Annotated in this window: 18 protein-coding genes and 5 tRNA genes; 2 read left to right on the top strand and 21 right to left on the bottom strand. The window is 33.7% G+C overall.

The genetic code is table 11. The features are described 5' to 3' along the window. The coding region (locus Q4Q35_RS14255) for an Ig-like domain-containing protein (protein ID WP_303278659.1) at nucleotides 1-2,214 on the bottom strand (2,214 nt) is incomplete at its 3' end. A gap of 1,241 nt (nucleotides 2,215-3,455) precedes the next feature. On the opposite strand from Q4Q35_RS14255, the gene Q4Q35_RS14250 reads away from it, so the two are divergent. Continuing rightward, on the top strand, nucleotides 3,456-5,045 hold the full coding sequence (locus Q4Q35_RS14250) for a peptide chain release factor 3 (protein ID WP_303278658.1): 1,590 nt from the start codon (nucleotides 3,456-3,458) through the stop codon (nucleotides 5,043-5,045). Nucleotides 5,046-5,187: 142 nt separating this feature from the next. Next, nucleotides 5,188-5,421: a (4Fe-4S)-binding protein gene (locus Q4Q35_RS14245; protein WP_303278657.1), complete on the top strand. Its 234-nt coding sequence runs from the start codon at nucleotides 5,188-5,190 to the stop codon at nucleotides 5,419-5,421. 155 nt (nucleotides 5,422-5,576) lie between these two features. On the opposite strand, the gene Q4Q35_RS14240 is transcribed toward Q4Q35_RS14245, so the two are convergent. The 20 genes from Q4Q35_RS14240 to Q4Q35_RS14145 form a co-directional block, all read right to left on the bottom strand. Further along, on the bottom strand, nucleotides 5,577-5,894 hold the full coding sequence (locus Q4Q35_RS14240; protein WP_303278656.1) for a DUF3467 domain-containing protein: 318 nt from the start codon (nucleotides 5,892-5,894) through the stop codon (nucleotides 5,577-5,579). Nucleotides 5,895-6,072: 178 nt separating this feature from the next. Continuing rightward, entirely contained in the window at nucleotides 6,073-10,374 is a 4,302-nt protein-coding gene (gene rpoC, locus Q4Q35_RS14235; protein ID WP_303278655.1) for a DNA-directed RNA polymerase subunit beta', read from the bottom strand. Nucleotides 10,375-10,448: 74 nt separating this feature from the next. Next, on the bottom strand, nucleotides 10,449-14,261 hold the full coding sequence (gene rpoB / locus Q4Q35_RS14230; protein WP_303278654.1) for a DNA-directed RNA polymerase subunit beta: 3,813 nt from the start codon (nucleotides 14,259-14,261) through the stop codon (nucleotides 10,449-10,451). Nucleotides 14,262-14,385: 124 nt separating this feature from the next. After that, nucleotides 14,386-14,763, bottom strand: coding sequence for a 50S ribosomal protein L7/L12 (gene rplL, locus Q4Q35_RS14225; protein WP_303278653.1), 378 nt, complete (start codon nucleotides 14,761-14,763; stop codon nucleotides 14,386-14,388). A gap of 61 nt (nucleotides 14,764-14,824) precedes the next feature. Further along, the gene (rplJ, locus tag Q4Q35_RS14220; RefSeq protein WP_303278652.1) at nucleotides 14,825-15,346 is read right to left on the bottom strand and encodes a 50S ribosomal protein L10; all 522 of its coding nucleotides are present in this window, start codon (nucleotides 15,344-15,346) and stop codon (nucleotides 14,825-14,827) included. A gap of 19 nt (nucleotides 15,347-15,365) precedes the next feature. Further along, nucleotides 15,366-16,055: a 50S ribosomal protein L1 gene (gene rplA / locus Q4Q35_RS14215; protein ID WP_303278651.1), complete on the bottom strand. Its 690-nt coding sequence runs from the start codon at nucleotides 16,053-16,055 to the stop codon at nucleotides 15,366-15,368. Nucleotides 16,056-16,074: 19 nt separating this feature from the next. Next, nucleotides 16,075-16,512, bottom strand: a complete 438-nt coding sequence (gene rplK, locus Q4Q35_RS14210) for a 50S ribosomal protein L11 (RefSeq protein WP_135877075.1) — start codon at nucleotides 16,510-16,512, stop codon at nucleotides 16,075-16,077. A 74-nt stretch (nucleotides 16,513-16,586) separates the two neighbouring features. Continuing rightward, a complete protein-coding gene (nusG, locus tag Q4Q35_RS14205; protein ID WP_102754918.1) occupies nucleotides 16,587-17,141 on the bottom strand; it encodes a transcription termination/antitermination protein NusG in 555 nt (184 codons plus the stop codon). 17 nt (nucleotides 17,142-17,158) lie between these two features. Next, nucleotides 17,159-17,353 carry a preprotein translocase subunit SecE gene (gene secE, locus Q4Q35_RS14200; protein WP_303278650.1) on the bottom strand — a complete coding sequence of 65 codons (195 nt, stop codon included), beginning with the start codon at nucleotides 17,351-17,353 and terminating at the stop codon, nucleotides 17,159-17,161. 215 nt (nucleotides 17,354-17,568) lie between these two features. Beyond that, nucleotides 17,569-17,641 (bottom strand) — tRNA-Trp (locus Q4Q35_RS14195). A 111-nt stretch (nucleotides 17,642-17,752) separates the two neighbouring features. Next, on the bottom strand, nucleotides 17,753-18,940 hold the full coding sequence (tuf, locus tag Q4Q35_RS14190) for an elongation factor Tu (protein ID WP_303278649.1): 1,188 nt from the start codon (nucleotides 18,938-18,940) through the stop codon (nucleotides 17,753-17,755). Between the two features lie 74 nt (nucleotides 18,941-19,014). After that, nucleotides 19,015-19,086 (bottom strand) — tRNA-Thr (locus Q4Q35_RS14185). Between the two features lie 89 nt (nucleotides 19,087-19,175). Continuing rightward, nucleotides 19,176-19,248: transfer RNA gene (locus tag Q4Q35_RS14180), tRNA-Gly, on the bottom strand. Nucleotides 19,249-19,420: 172 nt separating this feature from the next. Then, nucleotides 19,421-19,502, bottom strand: a tRNA-Tyr gene (locus Q4Q35_RS14175). Between the two features lie 207 nt (nucleotides 19,503-19,709). Further along, a tRNA-Thr gene (locus tag Q4Q35_RS14170) sits at nucleotides 19,710-19,783 on the bottom strand. Between the two features lie 100 nt (nucleotides 19,784-19,883). Further along, nucleotides 19,884-20,186: a ribosome hibernation-promoting factor, HPF/YfiA family gene (hpf, locus tag Q4Q35_RS14165; RefSeq protein WP_303278648.1), complete on the bottom strand. Its 303-nt coding sequence runs from the start codon at nucleotides 20,184-20,186 to the stop codon at nucleotides 19,884-19,886. Nucleotides 20,187-20,221: 35 nt separating this feature from the next. Continuing rightward, entirely contained in the window at nucleotides 20,222-21,112 is an 891-nt protein-coding gene (locus tag Q4Q35_RS14160; protein ID WP_303278647.1) for a tyrosine-type recombinase/integrase, read from the bottom strand. Nucleotides 21,113-21,228: 116 nt separating this feature from the next. After that, nucleotides 21,229-21,423 carry a 30S ribosomal protein S21 gene (rpsU, locus tag Q4Q35_RS14155; RefSeq protein WP_303278646.1) on the bottom strand — a complete coding sequence of 65 codons (195 nt, stop codon included), beginning with the start codon at nucleotides 21,421-21,423 and terminating at the stop codon, nucleotides 21,229-21,231. Between the two features lie 216 nt (nucleotides 21,424-21,639). Further along, complete coding sequence (locus Q4Q35_RS14150; RefSeq protein ID WP_303278645.1) at nucleotides 21,640-22,809, bottom strand: acyl-CoA dehydrogenase family protein; 1,170 nt, start codon at nucleotides 22,807-22,809, stop codon at nucleotides 21,640-21,642. Between the two features lie 121 nt (nucleotides 22,810-22,930). Further along, the gene (locus Q4Q35_RS14145; protein ID WP_303278644.1) at nucleotides 22,931-23,815 is read right to left on the bottom strand and encodes a ComEA family DNA-binding protein; all 885 of its coding nucleotides are present in this window, start codon (nucleotides 23,813-23,815) and stop codon (nucleotides 22,931-22,933) included. Nucleotides 23,816-23,832 lie beyond the last annotated feature (17 nt).

The raw sequence follows: 23,832 nt of genomic DNA, 5'->3' as shown, positions 1-23,832 counted from the left end.
CCCTGCAGTACCTTCGGTCAAATCTATTGTCGATCCCATGCATACGGCATTAGGACCTGTAATCGCTGCCGCTATAGGCAAAGCATTTACGGTAACTTCAAAGGTTGCCGAGGATAATGAGGTACAGCCACTACTATCGGTTACGGTATAAGTAATATCCGTGGTTCCAGCACTTACCGGGGTCACGACACCACTACCATCGATAGTCGCTACGCCTGTATCGGATGAACTCCATACTATGGTCCCCGCAGTACCTTCGGTCAAATCTATTGTCGATCCCATGCATACGGCATTAGGACCTGTAATCGCTGCCGCTATAGGTAAAGCATTTACGGTAACTTCAAAGGTTGCCGAGGACAATGAGGTACAGCCACTACTATCGGTTACGGTATAAGTAATATCCGTGGTTCCAGCACTTACCGGGGTCACGACACCACTACCATCGATAGTCGCTACGCCTGTATTGGATGAACTCCATACTATGGTCCCCGCAGTACCTTCGGTCAAATCTATTGTCGATCCCATGCATACGGCATTAGGACCTGTAATCGCTGCCGCTATAGGCAAAGCATTTACGGTAACAACTATCTCAGAACGTGCACTCTCACAACTATTACCATCGGTCTGGCTTACATAGTATGATGTACTACCTGCAGTGGCTGTACTTGGAGTCGGTGCTGTGGCACTACCTGTTCCGCCTGTAGAAACAGTATACCATAATAGATTCGTTCCGGTAGCGGTTAATGTAGATGCTGTATCCCCAACACAATACTCTACTGGAGTACTTACGGTTGGAACGGATGGTAAGGGATTTACAGTAAAAGTCACATCACTGGTTGATACTGAACAAGGAGCCGAAGCTGGAATTGTATATCTCACTGTTACCGATGTGCTTACTGTTATATCTGCAGGTGTATAAGTAGTTCCTAAAATACTTCCGCCACCACTAAAAACACTCCAAGTACCTCCTGAAGAAGTTGTTGTTAAAGTTTTTGTATCACTTTCACAAATAGTACTTGAATCGGTTGTATTATTAGCAACAGGACAAACAGTAATTCCTAAAGTAGCTGTATTAGAACTTTCCGCTGATGTATCTAAAACTCTAAAATTTACATCTGCATTACCTGAATAATTTGTTGCAGGTGTAAAAGTTACATTACCTGTATTATCAACTGAATAAGTTCCTACACCAGAAATCACTAAATCTGTTCCAACATAACCTAGATTTGAAGCATTACTAGGATCTATTAAAGTTACAGTAGTTGAATCTAAATTCCCATCTGGATCTGAAGAACCAGTTAATACATTATAAGGTCCATTTGCTCCTGAGTTTTCTAACACTGTATGTCCTAAATTATCAATAACAACAGGCGGATCGTTTGTAGGATCAGGATCGGTAGTTCCAGTAACAAAAGTAACTTCTCCTAAAAAACTAATTGAATTAAGCCTACTACTTCCAGTTGTTGAACGACCATTTCTAAATCTAACAGTACTTACATTAGAATAAGTAATAGATACTATATATTCTGTTCTTCCTACATGAACACCAGATGCAAAATCAGAACCACTTTGAAAACGAGTAAAAGGCCCATTTGCAGAAACTACTAATTCTGTTGGACATCCTATTAAATTAGTAGTTACTCCTGAACCCTGTGGACACGTACCAGTAGGTGGACTGGTGCCTGCTTCAAGAAAAAAACTGTCTCCAACTAATGCTTCAAAAAATTCATTCCCATCAACATCAATTGCCTGTAATGTATATGAATCTACCTCTATTGGGGTTCCATTAGTAACAGCATTAGCTGTTCCATCTTCAACAAACACAATTTCCCATTCAGCATATCCACCATCAGCGGTAGTAGTAGTGGTTGGTTCAAATCTATTATCAACACCAAGAACAGTATCTACACTATTTACTGTTATATTATTTAACTCTATAATAGTAATAACAGCATCTGCATTTGAAGTAGTGCCATTTACATTTACTACTACATCTGTATAAAGGTACCTAGACCCTTGCTGATTTAAAGTTCCCGATAAAAGAGTTGGCCCTTGAGCTCCACCAAACGTTGGTTGTGCTATAGCAGAAAATGAAAATAAAACACTCGCAAATACTAACAAATACGAATATTTCAATTGTTCTTTTTTTAGTACAAAACTTTTAAAAAATAAAATGGGTTTACTTTTTAATAAAAAATTGTTAGAAGTTTTCATTTTTGAGAGTTATGATTAATATAATAGAGTTAATAGCAATTCACAGATAGAGCCAAGAAAATCCAGTCAGTTTTTTATTGTTCGATAAAAAATAAACACTGATGAAATAAAAGTGTTAATGAGAAAATTGATTTATAAAAAATTTGATAATCTAAAAAATCGTTTTTTCTGTCATCTAAAGGTTTAATAAAAAAAGTCATGGCGTTGAGAGTTTGAGAGTTTGAAAATTTGAGAGCTTGGCTTGTTATAAAAATTTAATTAGTCATGTATTGATTTATCATCATCGATGAAATGCATTTTTAATCGATGAAGTGCAAATAATAAATTTTTTATACACTTTTGCAAACAAAATCAAAACTTTTTTTAACATTTGTTAACTATGTAATATATACCCTTCACTAAAAAGAAATTAAAACTGTCAGAATAGCCATTTTAGGTGTAAAATTGTCTGAATTGCTTCCGAATGCAAAAGTTGACTCATGAGGTTAATTACATGCTGAATCTTATTAGATATTGAATACTAAACAAACACATAACTAACTAATTTACAAACATTGATGTGACAAATAAATGAAGTGAAAATTTTTATTTTGCTTAAATAAAATTTAATTTATTGGTTGATTTAATTTATAAAAAAGGAGACTCAAGAACATTAAAATAGAATTCTATTACCTAAGCCTTATTTGCATAAAAATCAATTCAAACAAGTAATTAACATAATTAATAAATGAATTATTTTATGGTCGTAAAATAACTGATTACTGAAATCAACTTATTTTCTGATTAAATCAGATCAAAATTTCTCATAAAAGCAGACATACAAAACCTACATTCAGCTAATCTGTTAATATTTTTTATCGAATTTTAATAACACTTTGTCTATGTTTCTATATTTCAAGAACAAATTAAATAAACTATACTACTATAGAACAGATAATTAAAAATAAAAATATCACGCATGTCTTTTTATCGATTTTTAAACTAAATATCTAAATCCCAATTATATTTATCTGAAGGTTTTACATCATTTATTTTCTGATAAAACCTAACATTATCTAGTATGTATTTTATGAACCTATATTTCCTACCCTTTTTATTTAAAATAATATAAGGGGAATGATCCTAGCCATTTCATAGTTACTTTTAAAAACCATTATATATAGGCTTTCTACAACCAATTTCTACAAAAACCAACTTTATAAATATTATATTTGCAACCATTTCATTTGTATAGAATATTTATGAGTTTTTTAGAAGAAATACAACGTAGACGTACCTTTGGTATTATTTCACACCCTGATGCTGGTAAAACTACTTTAACAGAGAAGCTATTACTTTTTGGTGGTGCCATTCAAGAGGCAGGTGCAGTAAAAAGTAACAAAATAAAAAAAGGTGCAACAAGCGATTTTATGGAAATTGAACGCCAACGTGGTATTTCTGTCGCTACTTCTGTTTTAGCTTTTGAATATAATGGTATAAAGATTAATATTCTTGATACTCCAGGTCATAAAGATTTTGCTGAAGATACTTTTAGAACGCTTACTGCTGTAGATAGTGTTATTGTCGTAATTGATGTAGCAAAAGGTGTAGAAGAACAAACCGAAAAGTTAGTTGAAGTATGCCGAATGCGAAACATTCCTATGATCGTTTTCATTAATAAGATGGATAGAGAAGGGAAAGATGCTTTTGATCTTTTAGACGAAATTGAGCAAAAACTGGGATTGAAAGTGGTTCCTTTAAGTTTCCCTATTGGTATGGGGTATGATTTTAAAGGTATTTACAATATTTGGGAGAAGAATATTAATTTGTTTAGTGGTGATAGCAGAAAGGATATAGAAGAAACTATCGAAATTAAAGATTTGGCCTCTCCGGAATTAGATACACTTATTGGCGACAGTGCTGCACAAACATTAAGAGATGAAATTGAGCTTGTTGAAGGTATATATCCAGAATTTAAAAAAGATAATTACCTTAATGGAGACCTACAACCTGTATTTTTTGGATCGGCTTTAAATAATTTTGGTGTTAGAGAGCTATTAGATTGTTTTGTTGATATTGCTCCAAAACCTAGACCTAAACAAAGTGAAGAACGGTTAGTAGAACCAGATGAAGATAAATTCTCTGGGTTTGTTTTTAAAATACATGCTAATATGGATCCTAATCATAGAGATCGTTTAGCTTTTATTAAAATTGTATCTGGCACTTTTAAAAGAAATACACCTTATTTACATGTAAGAAACAAAAAGAAGTTAAAATTTTCTAGTCCCAATGCTTTTTTTGCTGAGAAAAAAGAAATTGTAGACACCTCGTACCCTGGTGATATTGTCGGTTTACATGATACAGGTAATTTTAAAATTGGTGACACACTTACTGAAGGTGAAACCATAAATTATAAAGGAGTTCCTAGTTTTTCTCCCGAGCATTTTAGATATATTAATAATGCAGACCCTTTAAAATCTAAACAGCTTTATAAAGGTATAGACCAATTAATGGATGAAGGTGTGGCCCAGTTATTTACACTAGAGCTTAATGGTAGAAAAGTTATTGGAACTGTTGGAGCTTTACAATACGAAGTTATTCAATATAGATTGGAGCACGAATATGGAGCAAAATGTTCTTATGAAAACTTAAATGTGCATAAAGCTTGTTGGGTAGATCCAAAAGATTCTAAAAGTGATGAATACAAAGAGTTTGTTAGAGTAAAACAACGCTTTCTGGCAAAAGACAAGCAAAATCAATTAGTTTTTTTAGCAGATTCTCCTTTTTCATTACAAATGACACAGCAAAAATATCCTAGTATAAAATTTCATTTCACATCAGAATTTGATTAAACTTACTATGTATTTCATCGATTAGTGATTTAAAATATTGTTTTTTATCGATGTTTTTGTACATTTGAACGATTTTATTAAATAATCCTATTTGTAGTTATCTACATTTAGATAAGAAAACTAACCCCAAAATAACCTACTTATGGAAATTAATGCCAAAGAATTCCGTAATAGAGATATTACTGTTACTTACGATCCTTGTAAGTGTGTTTTATCTGGAACTTGTGCCAAAGAACTATCTGATGTATTTAGTAATTCTGTCATCCCTTGGGTAAATCTTGATAATACGGAAACAAAACGAGTTATTGAACAAATAAAAAGATGCCCTTCTGGTGCTTTGGAATATTATAGAAATAATAACAAACAAGCGTCTTAAAAAGAGAAGTTGTCAAAACTAAATGTTGGTCTCAGCGCAGTCGAGATGTTTTAAGTCAACATATTAAAAAGTTCTCTAGCTTGTCTTGGGACTCTTGAGCGGAGTCCTCGTACGGATATTCTATATTCTACTAAGTCCTTTCCAGACCTCTTTCTTTATGCTTGACCTGTTGGTCCAAAATTTAAAGGTATTGGTGGTTGCTCATAATCTTTAATTTCCCCATGAGCATTTTCAAACCTGGAAATATTTTCTCCTAAAGCTTTTAGTAAGCGTTTAGCGTGCTGTGGTGTTAATATTATTCTAGATTTCACTTTGCTCTTTGGAATCCCTGGCATAATATTGACAAAATCCACAACAAATTCTGAAACTGAATGGTTAATAATAGCAAGATTAGAATATGTTCCTTCTGCTACTTTTTCATCTAATTCGATGTTAATCTGGCCTTGTTTTGGGTTCTCTTTTTCGTTCGCCATTGGAAATTTTATTTATATAAATTTACTTTATAAAAAAACCTTCAAGCATAAATTACAAGAAGGTTTTAGTTTTATTATTCTCAGTAGCTATAAGCTAATTGAGATGCCAAATCAAGTTTGGCATAAATTCGACTTAAGGGCTTTATTTCGTGTTTAACTTATAAAGCCCGAGTCTCATTTAATTATAATTTAATTCTTGTTTTACTTGCATCATTTCATCAAACTCTTCTTTAGAGCCCACAATGATATCTGTATAACTTCTCATACCTGTACCTGCCGGAATTCTATGTCCAACAATTACATTTTCTTTCAATCCTTCTAAACTATCTACTTTACCAGCTACTGCTGCTTCATTAAGTACTTTAGTTGTTTCCTGGAACGATGCTGCAGAAATAAATGATTTTGTTTGAAGCGATGCTCTCGTTATACCTTGCAGTATTGGAGTCGCTGTTGCCGGTTTGGCATCTCTTGCTTCTACTAGTTTCTTATCTTCTCTGCGTAAAATTGAATTTTCATCTCTTAATTCACGAGGCGTAATAATTTGTCCCGCTTTAAGATTTGCTGAATCTCCTGCATCTTCAATCACTTTCATTCCGAAAATATCATCATTTTCTTTAATGAAATCGGCTTTATGTGCTAATTGGTCTTCTAAGAAGATCGTATCTCCAGAATCAATAATACGTACTTTACGCATCATTTGTCTCACAACAACTTCAAAGTGCTTATCGTTAATCTTCACACCTTGTAAACGGTATACTTCTTGTACTTCGTTTACCAAATATTGTTGAACTGCTGATGGGCCTTTAATATTTAAGATATCGTTTGGTGTTATAGAACCATCTGAAAGTGGCATACCTGCTTTTACATAATCATTTTCTTGAACAAGAATTTGATTAGACAATTTAACTAGGTACTTTTTAATTTCTCCTAATTTAGATTCTACTATAATCTCACGATTACCTCTTTTTATTTTACCAAAAGATACAACACCATCAATTTCACTTACTACAGCTGGGTTTGAAGGATTACGTGCTTCAAATAATTCTGTTACACGTGGTAAACCTCCTGTAATATCCCCTGCCTTAGCAGACTTACGTGGTATCTTAACCAACACTTTTCCAACTTCAATTTTATCTCCATCATCAATCATTAAGTGTGCTCCAACTGGTAAGTTATAAGAACGTATTGTTTCTCCTTTAGCATCTTCAATATGAAGCGTTGGAATAAGTTTCTTATTTCTAGATTCTGAAATCACTTTTTCCTGGAAACCTGTTTGTTCATCAATCTCTACTTGGTACGTAATACCTTGTTCTATATTTTCATATTTTACTTTACCAGCAAACTCTGAAATAATAACACCATTATATGGATCCCAAGAACAAACTGTATCTCCTTTACTCAGTTGATCGCCATTTTTAACATATATGTTCGAACCGTAAGGAATATTATTTGTACTTAAAACAATTCCTGTTTTCTTATCGATAAGTTTAAGTTCTGATGTTCTAGAAATAACAATATCTACAACATTTCCTTCTCCATCTTGACCTTTAACAGTTTTTAAATCTTCTATTTCTGCGACTCCATCAAACTTAACAGCTAATTTATTATCTTCAGAAATGTTACCTGCAATACCACCTACGTGGAACGTACGTAATGTTAACTGTGTTCCTGGTTCTCCAATAGATTGTGCTGCAACTACTCCAACAGCTTCACCTCGTTGTACCATTTTTCCGGTAGCTAAGTTACGTCCGTAACATTTAGCACAAATACCTTGTAATGCTTCACAAGTAAGTGCTGAACGTACTTCTAAACTTTCTATTGGTGATGCTTGAATTGCTTTTGCTATATCGTCTTCGATTAGTTGACCCGCTGATACTAATAGTTCATCAGTTAATGGGTTATGTACATCGTTTAGAGATACACGCCCAACGATTCTTTCTTCTAAAGTTTCTACAACTTCGTCGTTTTTCTTTAACGGTTCTACTTCTACACCTCTTAGCGTACCACAATCTACTGTATTAATAATAACATCTTGTGATACATCTACTAGACGACGTGTTAGGTAACCTGCATCTGCTGTTTTAAGAGCGGTATCTGCAAGACCTTTACGAGCACCGTGCGTAGAGATAAAGTATTCTAAAATTGAAAGTCCTTCTTTAAAGTTAGAAAGAATTGGATTTTCAATAATCTCTCCACCTCCTGCATTAGATTTTTTAGGTTTTGCCATTAATCCACGCATCCCTGTAAGCTGACGAATCTGTTCTTTAGATCCACGAGCTCCAGAATCAAGCATCATAAACACCGAGTTAAACCCTTGCTGGTCTTCTCGAATACGTTTCATTGATAACTCCGTTAATTCTGCATTTGTAGATGTCCAAATATCAATAACCTGGTTATAACGCTCATTGTTAGTAATAAGCCCCATGTTATAGTTACCCATAATACCGTCTACTAAACCATTGGCTTTATCAATCATTCCTTGTTTTTCCGGTGGAATAATTATATCCCCTAAACTAAATGATAAACCTCCCTGGAATGCAAATTTGAAACCTAAAGTTCTAATACCATCAAGGAAATCTGCCGTTTCTGGAACTGAAGTTTTCTTTAAAATTATTCCAATAATATCTCTTAATGACTTTTTAGTAAGTACTTCATTAATGTAACCGGCTGCTTGTGGTACATGCTGGTTAAATAAAACACGACCAACAGTAGTTTCAACAATCATTGGCGCTAATTTACCATCTTCATTAATATCAATGGTTCTTACTTTAATACCAGCATTTAAATCTACTCGTTTTTCATTAAAAGCAATTTCTACTTCTTCTGGTCCGTAAAACGTTAAACCTTCTCCTTTAATTGGAACTTCTGGAGTTGACTTACGCTCTTTAGTCATATAATAAAGACCTAAAACCATATCCTGAGATGGTACCGTTACCGGTGACCCATTTGCAGGGTTTAATATATTGTGAGATGCCAACATTAGTAATTGACATTCTAAAATAGCTTCTGGCCCTAAAGGTAAATGAACCGCCATCTGGTCACCATCGAAATCGGCGTTAAATGCCGTACAAACTAATGGGTGTAATTGAATAGCTTTTCCTTCAATTAATTTAGGTTGAAACGCTTGAATACCTAGTCTGTGAAGTGTAGGAGCACGATTTAAAAGTACTGGATGTCCTTTTAAAACATTTTCTAATATATCCCAAACTACAGGTTCTCTTTTGTCTATAATTTTCTTTGCAGATTTTACCGTTTTTACAATACCTCTTTCAATTAATTTTCTAATTACAAAAGGTTTGTATAACTCGGCAGCCATGTCTTTTGGTATACCACACTCAAATAACTTTAATTCTGGCCCAACAACAATTACAGAACGTGCAGAATAATCAACACGCTTTCCAAGTAAGTTTTGACGGAAACGTCCTTGCTTACCTTTTAATGAATCTGATAACGATTTTAACGGTCTGTTAGAATCTGTTTTTACGGCTGATGATTTACGTGTATTATCAAATAATGAATCTACCGACTCTTGAAGCATACGTTTTTCATTACGTAAAATTACTTCTGGTGCTTTAATTTCAACCAATCTTTTAAGACGATTGTTTCTGATAATTACACGACGGTATAAATCATTTAAATCTGACGTTGCAAAACGACCTCCATCTAATGGTACTAATGGACGTAATTCTGGTGGAATAATAGGAATTACTTTCATAATCATCCATTCTGGACGATTCTCTCTATTATTATTAGATTCACGTAACGACTCAACAACTTGTAAACGCTTTAAAGCCTCTGTTTTACGTTGTTTAGATGTTTCTGTATTTGCTTTATGTCGTAATTCGTACGATAAAGTCTCTAGGTCTATTCTAGATAATAACTCAATTAAACATTCAGCTCCCATTTTCGCTAAAAACTTATTAGGGTCTGTATCGTCTAAATATTGGTTATCTTGTGGTAACTCTTCAAGAATATTTAAGTATTCTTCTTCTGTTAAGAAGTCCATTTTCTGTAATGGTTCTCCTTCTTCATTTTTGGCATTACCAGGTTGAATTACTACATAACGTTCGTAGTAAATAATCATATCTAATTTCTTAGATGGTAAACCTAATAAGTAACCTATTTTATTTGGTAACGAACGGAAATACCAGATATGAGCTACAGGAACAACTAAATTAATATGTCCTACTCTATCTCTACGTACTTTCTTTTCTGTTACTTCTACACCACAACGGTCACAAACAATTCCTTTGTAGCGAATTCTTTTATATTTTCCACAGGCACATTCGTAATCCTTTACAGGACCAAAAATACGCTCGCAAAACAAACCATCTCTTTCTGGTTTGTGAGTTCGATAATTGATAGTTTCTGGTTTTAAAACCTCGCCTCTTGACTCTGCCAAAATAGATTCCGGGGATGCTAAACCAATTGAGATTTTATTAAATCTCTTTACTGTATTCTTATCTTGTTTTCTTGCCATTTCTTTTATAGTATTCAGTGTTCAGTGTTCAGTGCGCAGTGCCTACTGCTGACTAATTACTGTAAACTATTTTATTATTCCTCTAATCTAATATCTAATCCTAACCCTTTCAATTCGTGCATAAGTACGTTGAAAGATTCAGGTAGTCCGGGATCTGGCATTGGTTCTCCTTTAACTATACTTTCGTATGTTTTTGCTCTACCAATTACATCATCAGATTTTACTGTTAAGATTTCACGTAATGTACTTGATGCTCCATAAGCCTCAAGTGCCCAAACTTCCATCTCTCCAAAACGCTGACCACCAAACTGTGCTTTACCACCTAATGGTTGTTGTGTAATTAATGAGTATGGTCCTATTGAACGTGCGTGCATCTTATCATCAACCATGTGTCCTAGTTTCAACATGTAAATCACACCAACTGTTGCTGGTTGATCGAAACGTTGCCCTGTTCCACCATCATATAAATAAGTATGTCCATATCTTGGAATTCCAGCTTCATCAGTAAATCCGTTAATTTGATCTATTGTTGCTCCATCAAAAATTGGTGTTGCGTATTTACGATCTAATTTTTGACCTGCCCAACCTAATACTGTTTCATAAATCTGACCAATATTCATACGAGAAGGTACACCAAGCGGATTTAATACAATATCTACTGGCGTTCCATCTTCTAAGAATGGCATATCTTCTTGACGAACAATTCTTGCAACAATACCTTTGTTACCATGACGTCCTGCCATTTTATCACCTACTTTTAGTTTACGCTTTTTAGCAATATAAACCTTAGCTAGTTTGATGATTCCTGCTGGTAATTCATCACCTACAGAAATGGTAAACTTCTCACGTCTTAAAGAACCTTGTAAATCGTTTTCTTTAATTTTATAGTTGTGAATTAAATCTGCTACAAGTTGATTTGTATGGTCATCTGTTGTCCATTTACCTGACACTAAATGCGCATAATCATCTACTGCATTTAACATTTTAAGTGTGAATTTTTTACCTTTTGGCAATACTTCTTCACCTAAATCGTTAAAGATACCTTGAGCTGTTTTACCATTTACAATTGCGAAAAGTTTTTCGATTAAAACATCTTTTAAATCATCAAACTTTCTATCATATTGAGCTTCTAAAGCTAAGATATCATCTTTGTCCTGTGCTCTCTTACGCTTATCTTTTACGGCTCTTGCAAATAATTTCTTTTCAATTACTACACCGTTTAACGATGGTGAAGCTTTTAGTGATGCATCTTTTACATCGCCTGCTTTATCACCAAAAATAGCACGTAATAGTTTCTCTTCTGGAGTTGGATCGGATTCTCCTTTTGGTGTAATCTTACCTATAAGAATATCACCAGGTTTTACTTCTGCTCCAACGCGAATCATTCCATTTTCATCTAAGTCTTTGGTAGCTTCTTCTGAAACATTAGGAATATCATTAGTTAATTCTTCGTTACCTAATTTTGTATCTCTAACTTCTAAAGAGTACTCATCGATATGAATAGATGTAAATATATCTTCTCGAACTACTTTTTCAGAAATTACAATCGCATCCTCAAAGTTATACCCTTTCCAAGGCATAAAGGCTACTTTCATATTTCTACCAAGCGCTAATTCTCCTTTTTGTGTAGCATAACCTTCACATAAAACCTGACCTTTTGCAACTTTATCACCTTTTACCACAATTGGTTTTAGGTTGATAGAGGTTCCTTGGTTGGTTTTTCTGAATTTTACTAATTGGTATGTTTTAATATCACTATCAAAACTTACTGCTGCTTCATCTTCGGTACGCTCGTATTTAATTCTTATTTCGTTTGCATCTACATAAAGTACTTCTCCATCACCTTCTGCATTAACTAAAACACGAGAATCTGAAGCCACCTGACGTTCTAAACCTGTTCCTACAATAGGAGCTTGTGGTAATAATAATGGTACTGCTTGACGCATCATGTTAGATCCCATCAAGGCTCTATTCGCATCATCATGCTCTAAGAAAGGAATTAAAGAAGCTGATATTGATGATATTTGATTAGGTGCAACATCTGTATAGTGAAGCGAACTTGGTTCTATTACAGGGAAATCACCTTCCATACGGGCAATTACTTTATCGTGTAATATTTTACCGTTTTCATCTACATCAACAGTAGCTTGCGCTATTAGTTTTTCTTCTTCTTCTTCTGCACTTAAATATGTTGGCGTATTTTTAATATCTACAACACCATCTGTCACTTTTCTATAAGGTGTTTCGATGAATCCCATAGAATTCACTTTCGCATAAACAGATAATGAAGATATTAAACCAATATTCGGTCCTTCTGGTGTTTCAATAGGACATAAACGACCGTAATGTGTATAGTGAACATCACGAACTTCGAAACCTGCTCTTTCTCTTGATAAACCTCCAGGTCCAAGAGCCGATAAACGACGTTTATGCGTAATTTCAGCTAATGGATTTGTTTGGTCCATAAACTGAGATAACTGGTTTGTACCAAAGAATGAATTAATTACAGACGACAGCGTCTTAGCATTAATCAAATCTATTGGTGTAAATACTTCGTTATCACGAACATTCATTCGCTCACGAATGGTACGCGCCATACGTGCTAAACCAACTCCAAATTGTTGAGATAATTGCTCACCAACTGTACGTACACGACGGTTAGATAAGTGGTCAATATCATCAATTTCTGCTTTTGAGTTGATAAGCTCGATTAAATATTTTATAATGGTAATGATATCTTCTTTGGTAAGCACTTGCTTATCCATTCCAATATCAAGACCTAATTTTTTGTTCATTCTGTAACGACCTACTTCTCCTAAAGAATAACGTTGGTCTGAGAAGAATAATTTATCTATAATACCACGTGCTGTTTCTTCATCTGGCGGTTCAGCATTACGTAATTGTCTATAGATATGTTCAACAGCCTCTTTTTCTGAGTTTGTTGGATCTTTTTGAAGTGTATTGTGAATAATGGCGTAATCACCTTGTTCTGCACTTTCTTTATGTAAAAGAATCGTTTTAACTTCTGCTTCAATAATTTCTTCTACATTTTCTTTATCTAAAATAGTATCACGATCAAGTACTATTTCGTTACGTTCTATTGATACTACCTCTCCTGTATCCTCATCAACAAAATCTTCGTGCCATGTGTTTAACACACGTGCTGCTAACTTTCTTCCTAAATACTTCTTTAATCCAGATTTAGATACTTTTACTTCTTCTGCAAGATCAAAAATCTCTAAGATGTCTTTATCACGTTCAAAACCAATAGCTCTAAACAATGTTGTAACAGGTAACTTTTTCTTTCTGTCGATGTATGCATACATGACCTGATTGATATCTGTTGCAAACTCAATCCAAGAACCTTTAAAAGGAATAACCCTTGCTGAATATAATTTTGTTCCATTTGCATGGAAAGATTGACCAAAGAATACGCCTGGTGAACGGTGTAATTGAGATACTACTACACGCTCTGCACCGTTGATACAAAATGTACCACTTGGCGTCATGTAAGGTATTGTTCCTAAATACACATCTTGAACAATGGTCTCGAAATCCTCATGTTCAGGGTCTGTACAGTATAACTTTAACCTCGCTTTTAGCGGAACGCTGTAAGTAAGTCCTCTTTCAATACACTCATCAATAGCATATCTTGGCGGATCTACGAAGTAATCTAAAAATTCTAAAACAAATTGATTACGAGAATCTGTAATTGGAAAGTTTTCCATGAAGGTATTATAAAGACCTTCATCTCCTCTTTCTTCAGATTTTGTTTCTAATTGGAAAAAATCCTGAAAGGATTTAATCTGAATATCCAAGAAATCAGGGTATCCTGTTCTATTTACAATAGACGAGAAATTTAATCTTTCAGTTTGTGTTGATAACATCAATGGACGAATTATGATTAAAAAATATAGTGTTAGCGTATCTAATTATTATATACGCAAAATGGTTTAGGTCTTGAAGAATAACCCTTCAGACCTAAACCTTTGTGTTTTTGAGTTGGTAAGCTTACTTAAGCTCAACCTCAGCTCCTGCTTCTTCTAAAGATGCTTTTAATGCTTCAGCTTCGTCTTTAGTAACTGCTTCTTTGATAGCACTTGGTGCTTCATCAACTAAACCTTTAGCTTCTTTTAATCCTAAACCAGTTAATTCTTTAACTAATTTTACAACTGCTAATTTAGAACCACCAGCCGCTTTTAAGATAACATCAAATTCAGTTTGAGCTTCACCAGCATCATCTCCTCCACCAGCAGGACCAGCAGCAACTGCAACTGCAGCAGCAGCAGGTTCGATACCATACTCATCTTTTAATATAGTAGCTAACTCATTTACCTCTTTTACAGTTAAGTTAACTAATTGTTCTGCGAAATCTTTTAAATCTGCCATTTTTCTATCGTTTTAATAATTTTTTAATAATATAATTGTAATAAGTGCGTACTGCTTAATACTATCCTTCTTTTTCGGATAGTGTTTTAATAATTCCAGCAATGGTTCCTCCACTTGATTTAAGTGCAGAAATAACATTTTTAGCTGGAGATTGTAATAATGTAACTATTTCTCCAATCAATTCTTCTTTAGACTTGATATCTACTAACATGTCTAATTGATCGTCACCAATGTAAACAGCCTCTTCGATAAAAGCTCCTTTTAATAAAGGCTTTTCCGATTTTTTTCTAAAGGCTTTAATTACTTTAGCTGGAGCATTACCTGCTTCAGAATACATTACTGAAGTATTACCTTTTAAAACTGTAGGAAGTTCTCCAAATTCTTTTTCTGAAGCTTCCATTGCTTTTTCAAGTAATGTATTTTTTACTACTGCTAACTTAACGCCTGCTTTAAAACAAGCACGACGCAAATCTGAAGTACTACCTGCATTTAATCCTGAAATATCTGCTAAATATATGTTAGCATTATCGGCTAATTGTCCAGTTAATTCTTCGATTACTTGTGATTTTTCTTGTCTTGTCATAATAAAAGTATTTAACTAATTAACCAATTTTAGGATCAACAGCAACACTTGGACTCATGGTAGAAGACATGAAAATGCTCTTTACATAAGTACCTTTTGCAGTTGTTGGTTTTAATTTCATTAATGTCTGTAATAATTCATTTGCATTACCTGCAATTTTATCAGCACTAAATGATGCTTTACCTATAGCAGCGTGTACAATACCAGTTTTATCAACTTTAAAATCGATTTTACCAGCTTTTACTTCTGTTACAGCTTTAGCAACATCCATAGTTACTGTACCTGTTTTTGGGTTAGGCATTAAACCACGAGGACCTAATACACGTCCTAAAGGACCTAATTTCCCCATAACACTTGGCATAGTAATAATTACGTCTACATCTGTCCAACCACTCTTGATTTTATCAAGGTATTCATCTAAACCAACGTAATCTGCACCTGCTTCTTTAGCTTCTGCTTCTTTATCTGGTGTTACCAATGCTAATACTTTCACATCTTTACCAGTACCATGTGGAAGTGATACAACACCTCTCACCATTTGGTTTGCTTTTCTAGGATCTACTCCTAAACGCACTGCTAAATCTATTGATGCATCAAACTTTGTATTGGTAATTTCCTTTATTAATGCTGACGCTTCTTCAACAGAATAAATTCTTCCTTTTTCTATTTTAGCTGCAGCTTCTTTTTGCTTTTTTGTTAATCTTGCCATTTTTAATGTCTTTTAAAGATTAATTAGGAAATTTTCCTGTTACGGTTATTCCCATAGATCTTGCTGTACCAGCAACCATTTTCATAGCAGATTCTGTAGTAAATGCATTTAAATCTACCATTTTGTCTTCTGCAATAGTTTTAATCTGGTCCCAAGAAACTTTAGCTACTTTTTTTCGGTTTGGTTCTCCTGAACCTTTTTTCACCTTGGCCGCTTCTAATAATTGTACTGCAGCTGGAGGAGTTTTAATTACAAAGTCAAATGACTTGTCTTTGTAAACAGATATAACAACTGGTAATACTTTACCAGGCTTATCCTGTGTTCTAGCATTAAATTGCTTACAGAACTCCATAATGTTAACTCCAGCAGCACCTAAAGCGGGTCCAACCGGTGGCGACGGATTCGCAGCACCTCCCCGAACTTGTAACTTAACTACTTTACCTAATTCTTTTGCCATTTTTAATAATTTAGTTTGATACGCTTCTTATAGTTGGAAGCAAAAGAACGTATCTCTATATAGTGTAACAATTATTATACTTTTTCTACTTGCATATAACTTAGTTCTAATGGTGTTTTTCTTCCAAAAATCTTTACCATTACTTCCAGTTTACGCTTTTCTTCATTTATCTTTTCAATAGTACCATCAAATCCATTAAATGGTCCATCGATAACTTTAACAGTTTCTCCTTTAGTAAAAGGTATAGCTACATTAGCCGTTTCCTCTACAGATAATTCGTCAACTTTACCTAACATTCTGTTTACTTCAGATTGTCTAAGTGGTACTGGATCTCCTCCTTTTGTTTCTCCTAGAAATCCTATTACGTTGGTAACCGACCTTATAATATGAGGTACTTCTCCTGTCAGATTAGCTTGAACCATGATATATCCTGGAAAAAACACTTTCTCCTTATGGATTTTCTTTCCATTTCTAATTTGAATCACTCGTTCTGTAGGAACCAATACTTGATCGACATAATCTTGAAGACCTAATCGAGCTATTTCATTCTCGATATAAGTTTTAATCTTATTTTCCTGACCACTTACAGCTCTAACAACGTACCATTTTTTTTCGCTTACTTCTGACATAAAATCAACATTAATCATTAATTAATTAACTCAAAGTAATAACTAACAACTTTACTGAATACTGTATCTACTCCCCAAATTGCTAAGGAAAATAAAATTGAAAATACAGCAACTAAAACCGTTAAACTTTGTGCTTCAGACCATGTTGGCCAACTCACATTATTTTTAAGTTCTTCAAATGATTCTTTTACGTAATTTACAATTCCAGCCATCTATTGTTTTTTTTTAACACTTCACATCGTTCAGTGTAAATCTATTTAGAAATCTCCCCCTTTTACATTATCTTAACTACAGATTCGAACTCACTTTCCTTCATCTGCACGCTCGACATAAACTTCTCGCTCGCAATCCTTTGCTTCGCACGGGTTGAGAGACTTACTTCGACTACGCTCAGCATAAACTTTCTCGCTCACAATCCTTCGCTTCGCACGGGTTGAGAGACTCGAACTCCCGACACCTGGTTTTGGAGACCAGTGCTCTACCAACTGAGCTAAACCCGTATGATTTGCTCTACCTCCCGATAACTATCGGGATGAGCTAAACCCGTAAATATAAGTCAAGGTATTCCGTTTTTTCGGAATACCTTTAACTCAATATTTATTTAACTGTTATTAGTCTAAAATTTCAGTTACCTGACCAGCTCCTACAGTTCTACCACCTTCACGAATTGCAAAACGTAAACCTACATTCATCGCAATTGGTTGAATTAATTCAACAGTAATAGTTAAGTTATCTCCAGGCATAACCATTTCAACTCCATCAGGAAGTGCAATGTTTCCAGTTACATCAGTTGTACGTACATAAAACTGAGGACGGTAGTTATTATGGAATGGAGTATGACGTCCACCTTCTTCTTTCTTAAGGATATAAACCTCAGCTTTGAAGTTTTTATGTGGTGTTACTGAACCTGGTTTAGTAATTACCATACCTCTTGAGATTTGAGCTTTCTCAATACCTCTTAATAAGATACCTGCGTTATCTCCAGCTTCTCCTCTATCAAGGATTTGACGGAACATTTCAATACCAGTAATTGTAGATGTTAATTTCTCAGCACCCATACCGATAATTTCTACAGGATCTCCTGTATTAGCAACACCTGTTTCAATACGTCCAGTTGCTACAGTACCACGACCAGTAATTGAGAATACATCTTCAATTGGCATTAAGAAAGGCTTGTCCATATCACGTACAGGCTCTTCAATCCAGCTATCACATGCTTCCATTAATTCCATTACAGTATCAACCCATTTTTGCTCTCCATTTAAAGCACCTAAGGCAGAACCTGAAACTACAGGACCATTATCTCCATCATATTCGTAGAAGTTTAATAAATCTCTAACTTCCATATCTACTAACTCTAAAAGCTCTTCATCATCAACCATATCTACTTTGTTTAAGAAAACAACGATACGTGGAATACCTACTTGACGACCTAATAAGATATGCTCACGAGTTTGTGGCATAGGACCATCTGTAGCAGCTACAACTAAAATTGCGCCATCCATTTGAGCAGCACCAGTTACCATGTTCTTTACATAATCCGCGTGACCTGGACAGTCAACGTGAGCATAGTGACGGTTCTTTGTTTGATACTCTACGTGAGATGTATTAATTGTAATACCTCTTTCTTTTTCTTCAGGAGCATTATCAATTTGATCGAAGTCTCTTGCTTCTGATAAACCTGCATCAGCTAATACTTTAGTAATAGCAGCAGTTAACGTTGTTTTACCGTGATCTACGTGTCCAATTGTACCAATATTTAAGTGTGGTTTTGAACGATCGAAAGTTGCCTTTGCCATGTTTTTTAAATAATTTAATCTTAGTTATATAATAATATTAGTGTATTCTATTTTTACTTACTCTAATATCTTAGAGCCAATGACGAGATTTGAACTCGTGACCTCTTCCTTACCAAGGAAACGCTCTACCCCTGAGCTACACCGGCGTAAAGTTTTTATTCCCTATTCTTTATAATACATCTAAAAACAAGATGTCTTTAAAAAGAAGAGATTCCTGCCTCCGCAGGAATTTTAGAGCGAGAGACCGGGTTCGAACCGGCGACATTCAGCTTGGAAGGCTGACGCTCTACCAACTGAGCTACTCTCGCAATTCTTCAAAAAGTTTCAAATATTAAATTTCAAATTCCAATTATTAAGGAACCTGCAATTTAAAGACTTGAAAATCTTCAAAAGGTATTTTCAATATTTCAATTCAAACTAAAACCCTTTTATTATTTGGAATTTCAAGTTTGAGATTCCTGTTTTCACAGAAATTCTTTGTGGGGAGAGCAGGATTCGAACCTGCGAAGACGTAGTCAGCAGATTTACAGTCTGCCCTCGTTGGCCGCTTGAGTATCTCCCCAATTAAACTTATTTCACTTTTTTAAAAGAACTTCCTTCAAACAGATATTAATTTTCTATCTGAAGATCCCTGCCTTCACAGGAATTTCAAGAGCCGATGGAGGGACTCCCTTCGACTACGCTCAGGATAAACTTCTCGCCCCGATTAACCGTTGTTTTAAAAACAAAACTCAAGTTAATTACCTGATACTCTTTTCAAAATTTCAAGAGCCGATGGAGGGACTCGAACCCACGACCTGCTGATTACAAATCAGCTGCTCTAGCCAGCTGAGCTACATCGGCTTTTTTATACTTTTTGCGCATAAAAAAAGCCCGCTATTTCTAACGGACTGCAAATGTATAGATTTATTTTTTTAATCAAAACATTTTTTAAGAATTTTTGTTATAAATGTGATCTTAATTTTTCTTTTCTCTTTTTAAGTTGTCTTTCTAACGATGATACAGCTACATCTGCTCCTTCTTCAAAGCTTTTACATTGTTTTTTTACCACAAAACTATCTCCAGGAACACTTACTCTCGCTTCAAATATTTTATTTTCCTTTTCACTTGTATTTTCTAGTTTTAAATAAACATCTGATTTAATAACTTTATCATAAAATACATCTAATTTATCCATCCGTTTTTGAATAAAATCAATTAACTTTTGGTCAGCATTAAAGTTTACTGATTGCGTGTTTACTTTCATTCTTTTGGTTTTTGGTTAATAATCTTTATACTATACTATTTTTTACTTCTAGGGTGTGCTTCTACATGCACTTTTTTTAATTCAGCTATACTATTATGTGTATAAACTTGAGTAGCAGCTAAACTTGAGTGTCCTAAAAGTTCTTTAACAGCATTCAAATCGGCACCTTGGTTTAGTAAATGTGTTGCAAAAGAGTGTCGTAAAATATGCGGACTCTTTTTTACTTTTGTTGATGCTTTACTAAAATACTCTTTTATTATTCTGTAAACAAGTGTTTCATAAATTTTAAGTCCTTTTTTCGTTAAAAAAAGACTATTAACATCTGTAATACTGTCTAATTTATTTCTTGAAACCAAATACTTACTTATTGTTTTTACTACTGAATCTAATAACGGAATAATACGTTCTTTATTTCTCTTCCCTAAAACCTTTAACGTTTTATTATGGATATCTATACTTCCTAAATTTAACTCTACTAATTCTATCCTTCTAATTCCTGTTGAATAGAAAAGTTCTATAATTAATTTATTACGAATGCTTTCGAAATCATCATCAAAATTTAAATCGTCTAAAACTGCTGTTATTTCTATTTCTGAAAATGGTACTTGAATTTTTTTACTCGTTTTTAAGGCTTTATGTTTGGATAGTGGGTTCTGACTTATATCTTCTATTTTTAAAAGAAATCTATAATAGGTATTTAACGCAGATATTTTTCTATTGATACTTCTATTTGATAATCCCTTTTCCACCATAGAAACTATCCAACTTCTAATTTGCGAATAATTCACATGCTTTATAATCTCTGTGTCATATTCTTTTTTTATAAACTCTGAAAATGCTTCTAAATCTTTTTGGTATGCATTGACTGTTAGTGCTGAGTAGTTTTTTTCAAGCAGTAAATAGTCTATAAATGGTTTTAACGGCATCTTTAATGTTTACTTGTATCAAGTTACAAAGTACGAAGTTTTATTGTTATTTGAATTGAGCACAAAAAAAATCCCACTTTTAAGTGGGATTTTAATTTATTTTGATTTTGAAGCTATTAAATATCTTCTGCATCTCTTAGTCCTTGTATGTACTGAGCTTTTTGAATCTGTGCTCTACGTACTACTGAAGGTTTATTAAACTGCTTACGTGTTTGTAACTGACGTTTAGTTCCAGTTTTATCAAACTTTCTCTTAAAACGCTTTAACGCTCTATCTATATTTTCTCCTTCTTTTATTGGTATTATTAACATAGTGTCTTAACCTCCTCTCTTTTAAATTTTCTGTCCCGATATTTAACGGGATGCAAATATAAATACTATTTTGGAATTACGAATTACGAATTATGATTTTTTTTAAATTTTAAAAAACTTAAACTAATTAGCCACATACAGGCTTATATTCCTTTTTATCTATTATTATTTTTGCGATAATCTTTTGTGATTTTCGAAAAAATATTAATAGACTAATTAGCCACACACAGGCTTATATTCCTTTTTATCTATTATTATTTTTGCGATAATCTCACGAAGGATTTCTGAAGTGCCACCTCCAATTGGCCCTAATCTACTATCTCTTAAAAGTCTTGCCATTGGGTACTCTTCCATATAGCCATAGCCCCCTAAAAACTGAAGACACTGATAAATAACATCATCTGCCATTTTTGTTGACTTTAATTTAGACATGGACGCTTCTTTAACTACATACTCGCCTTTGTTTAATTTATAGGCAACCGAATAATTGTATTCTTTACATATTTCCATTTCGGTGTACAGATCGGCAATGTTATGTCTTAATGCTTGAAATGTATCTATTGATTTACCAAAAGCTTGGCGCTCTGACATGTATTGCAATGCATACTCTAATGCATATTCCGCACGTGCATGGGCATTAACTCCCATAACTAAACGCTCTAAAGAGAAATGCTGCAATATATATGCAAATCCTTTATTTTCCTCTCCCATTAAATTAGTTGCAGGTATTTTTACATTATCGAATGCTATTTCCCCTGTATCTGATGCTCTCCAACCTAACTTATCTAATTTAGTTGCAGAAACTCCTTTTGTCTCTCTGTCTATTACAAATATGCTAATACCTTTATTACCTAATTCTGGGTTTGTTTTTGCAGCGATAACTAAATAATCACTGTAAACCCCATTTGTAATAAATGTTTTGGATCCGTTAATAATATAATGATCGCCATCTTTCACTGCTGTTGTTCGCATGCCTGCCACATCACTGCCCCCAAAAGGTTCTGTAATACATAGACATCCTATTTTATCTCCAGAAATACTTGGCACTAAATATTTTTGCTTAATGGCTTCATCTCCTTCTGCTGTTAAATGCGTCATTGCTAAATAAGCATGTGCCCAAATTGCTGCTGCAAATCCACCTGAATTTATTTTTTGAAGTTCTTCTAAAAGTATTACTGTATAGAATAAATCTAGATTCATTCCTCCATAAGCCTCCGGGTAATTAATACCAAAAAAGCCCATCTCACCAAACTTTTTCCAAATAAATCTATCTATAGTTCCTGTTTTTTCCCATTTTTCTATGTTAGGAACTACTTCTTTTTTTAAAAAATCTTGAAGGCTTTTTCTAAAAAGATTATGTTCTTCGGTGAAGTACATATTATTCATCTATTTAAGTTTATTAATATTTGTTGGTTAGACATGCCAGCTGGTGTTTTCTGTAATTAACTTTTTCTTTTCTAAAGTCAGTTTCTAAGCTAATACTCATTTTATAAACACTGCTGTTTTTTTAATCGAGGGACAAATATAATTTAATTATATCGATTTTATTTACTGGAAAGTCTTTAACTTTAATTAATTCATCCAGAGATTTATATCCATCTCTCAAATTACGTTGTTCTATTATATTATATGCTAAATCATAATCAATATGTTGAACGGTTACTAAGTTATCTACAGTCGCATTATTGATATTTATCTTCTGAATTTGTCTTGGTGTCTTTACTATGAAATGGTTTGTAATTTTTTCTATTATTTCTGGTGTTAAACCATATACATCTTGAAGTTGTATATCATCAATAAAACCTCCTATAAATTTATTTCTAAATTTCACAATACGTTCAGAAAACACTGTTCCTACACCATTTACACTTTGTAATTGTTTTGGTGTTGCTTTATTTAGGTCTTGTTTTTCTACATAGGTTTTCGACGTTTTGCCATAACTAAAAGCCGATACTTGTTTTACTTTTGGCTTATTTACCCATTCCGGAAATTTAAAATATGGAGATATTTGATTTAAAAATGAATCCGATACTTTAGTTACTTCTTGAAATTGCTTTGTTGAATTAATCCAATTGTTTTCTTTTCTAAAAGCAAGTAATCTATCAATTTCCTTATTAGACATTCCTAAAGATGCTCCTTTAAAATCTGTTATATAATTGGGGTTAAAAGGATGTATTTTAGGTTTTCTTTGTTCTAATTGCACCAACCTAAGTGAATCTATCTCTTTATTAAACTTAGCAAGTTCTTCTTTATTGACTGCAATATCTTCAGAAGAAACCCCGATAGTTATTGGGACAACAAAAAAGTAAAGGCATTGCAAGCCTATAATGAGTATTAATAATAAAAGAATCCCATTTCGCTGTTCTTTAGAAAACGTGAAATGGGATTTCATTTTTATGATAAAAAAAT

Source organism: Flavivirga aquimarina, assembly GCF_030540835.1.
Taxonomy (GTDB): domain Bacteria; phylum Bacteroidota; class Bacteroidia; order Flavobacteriales; family Flavobacteriaceae; genus Flavivirga; species Flavivirga aquimarina.
The sequence above is the reverse complement of the archived record's forward strand: the minus strand, read 5'-3'. Positions and strand labels throughout refer to the sequence as shown.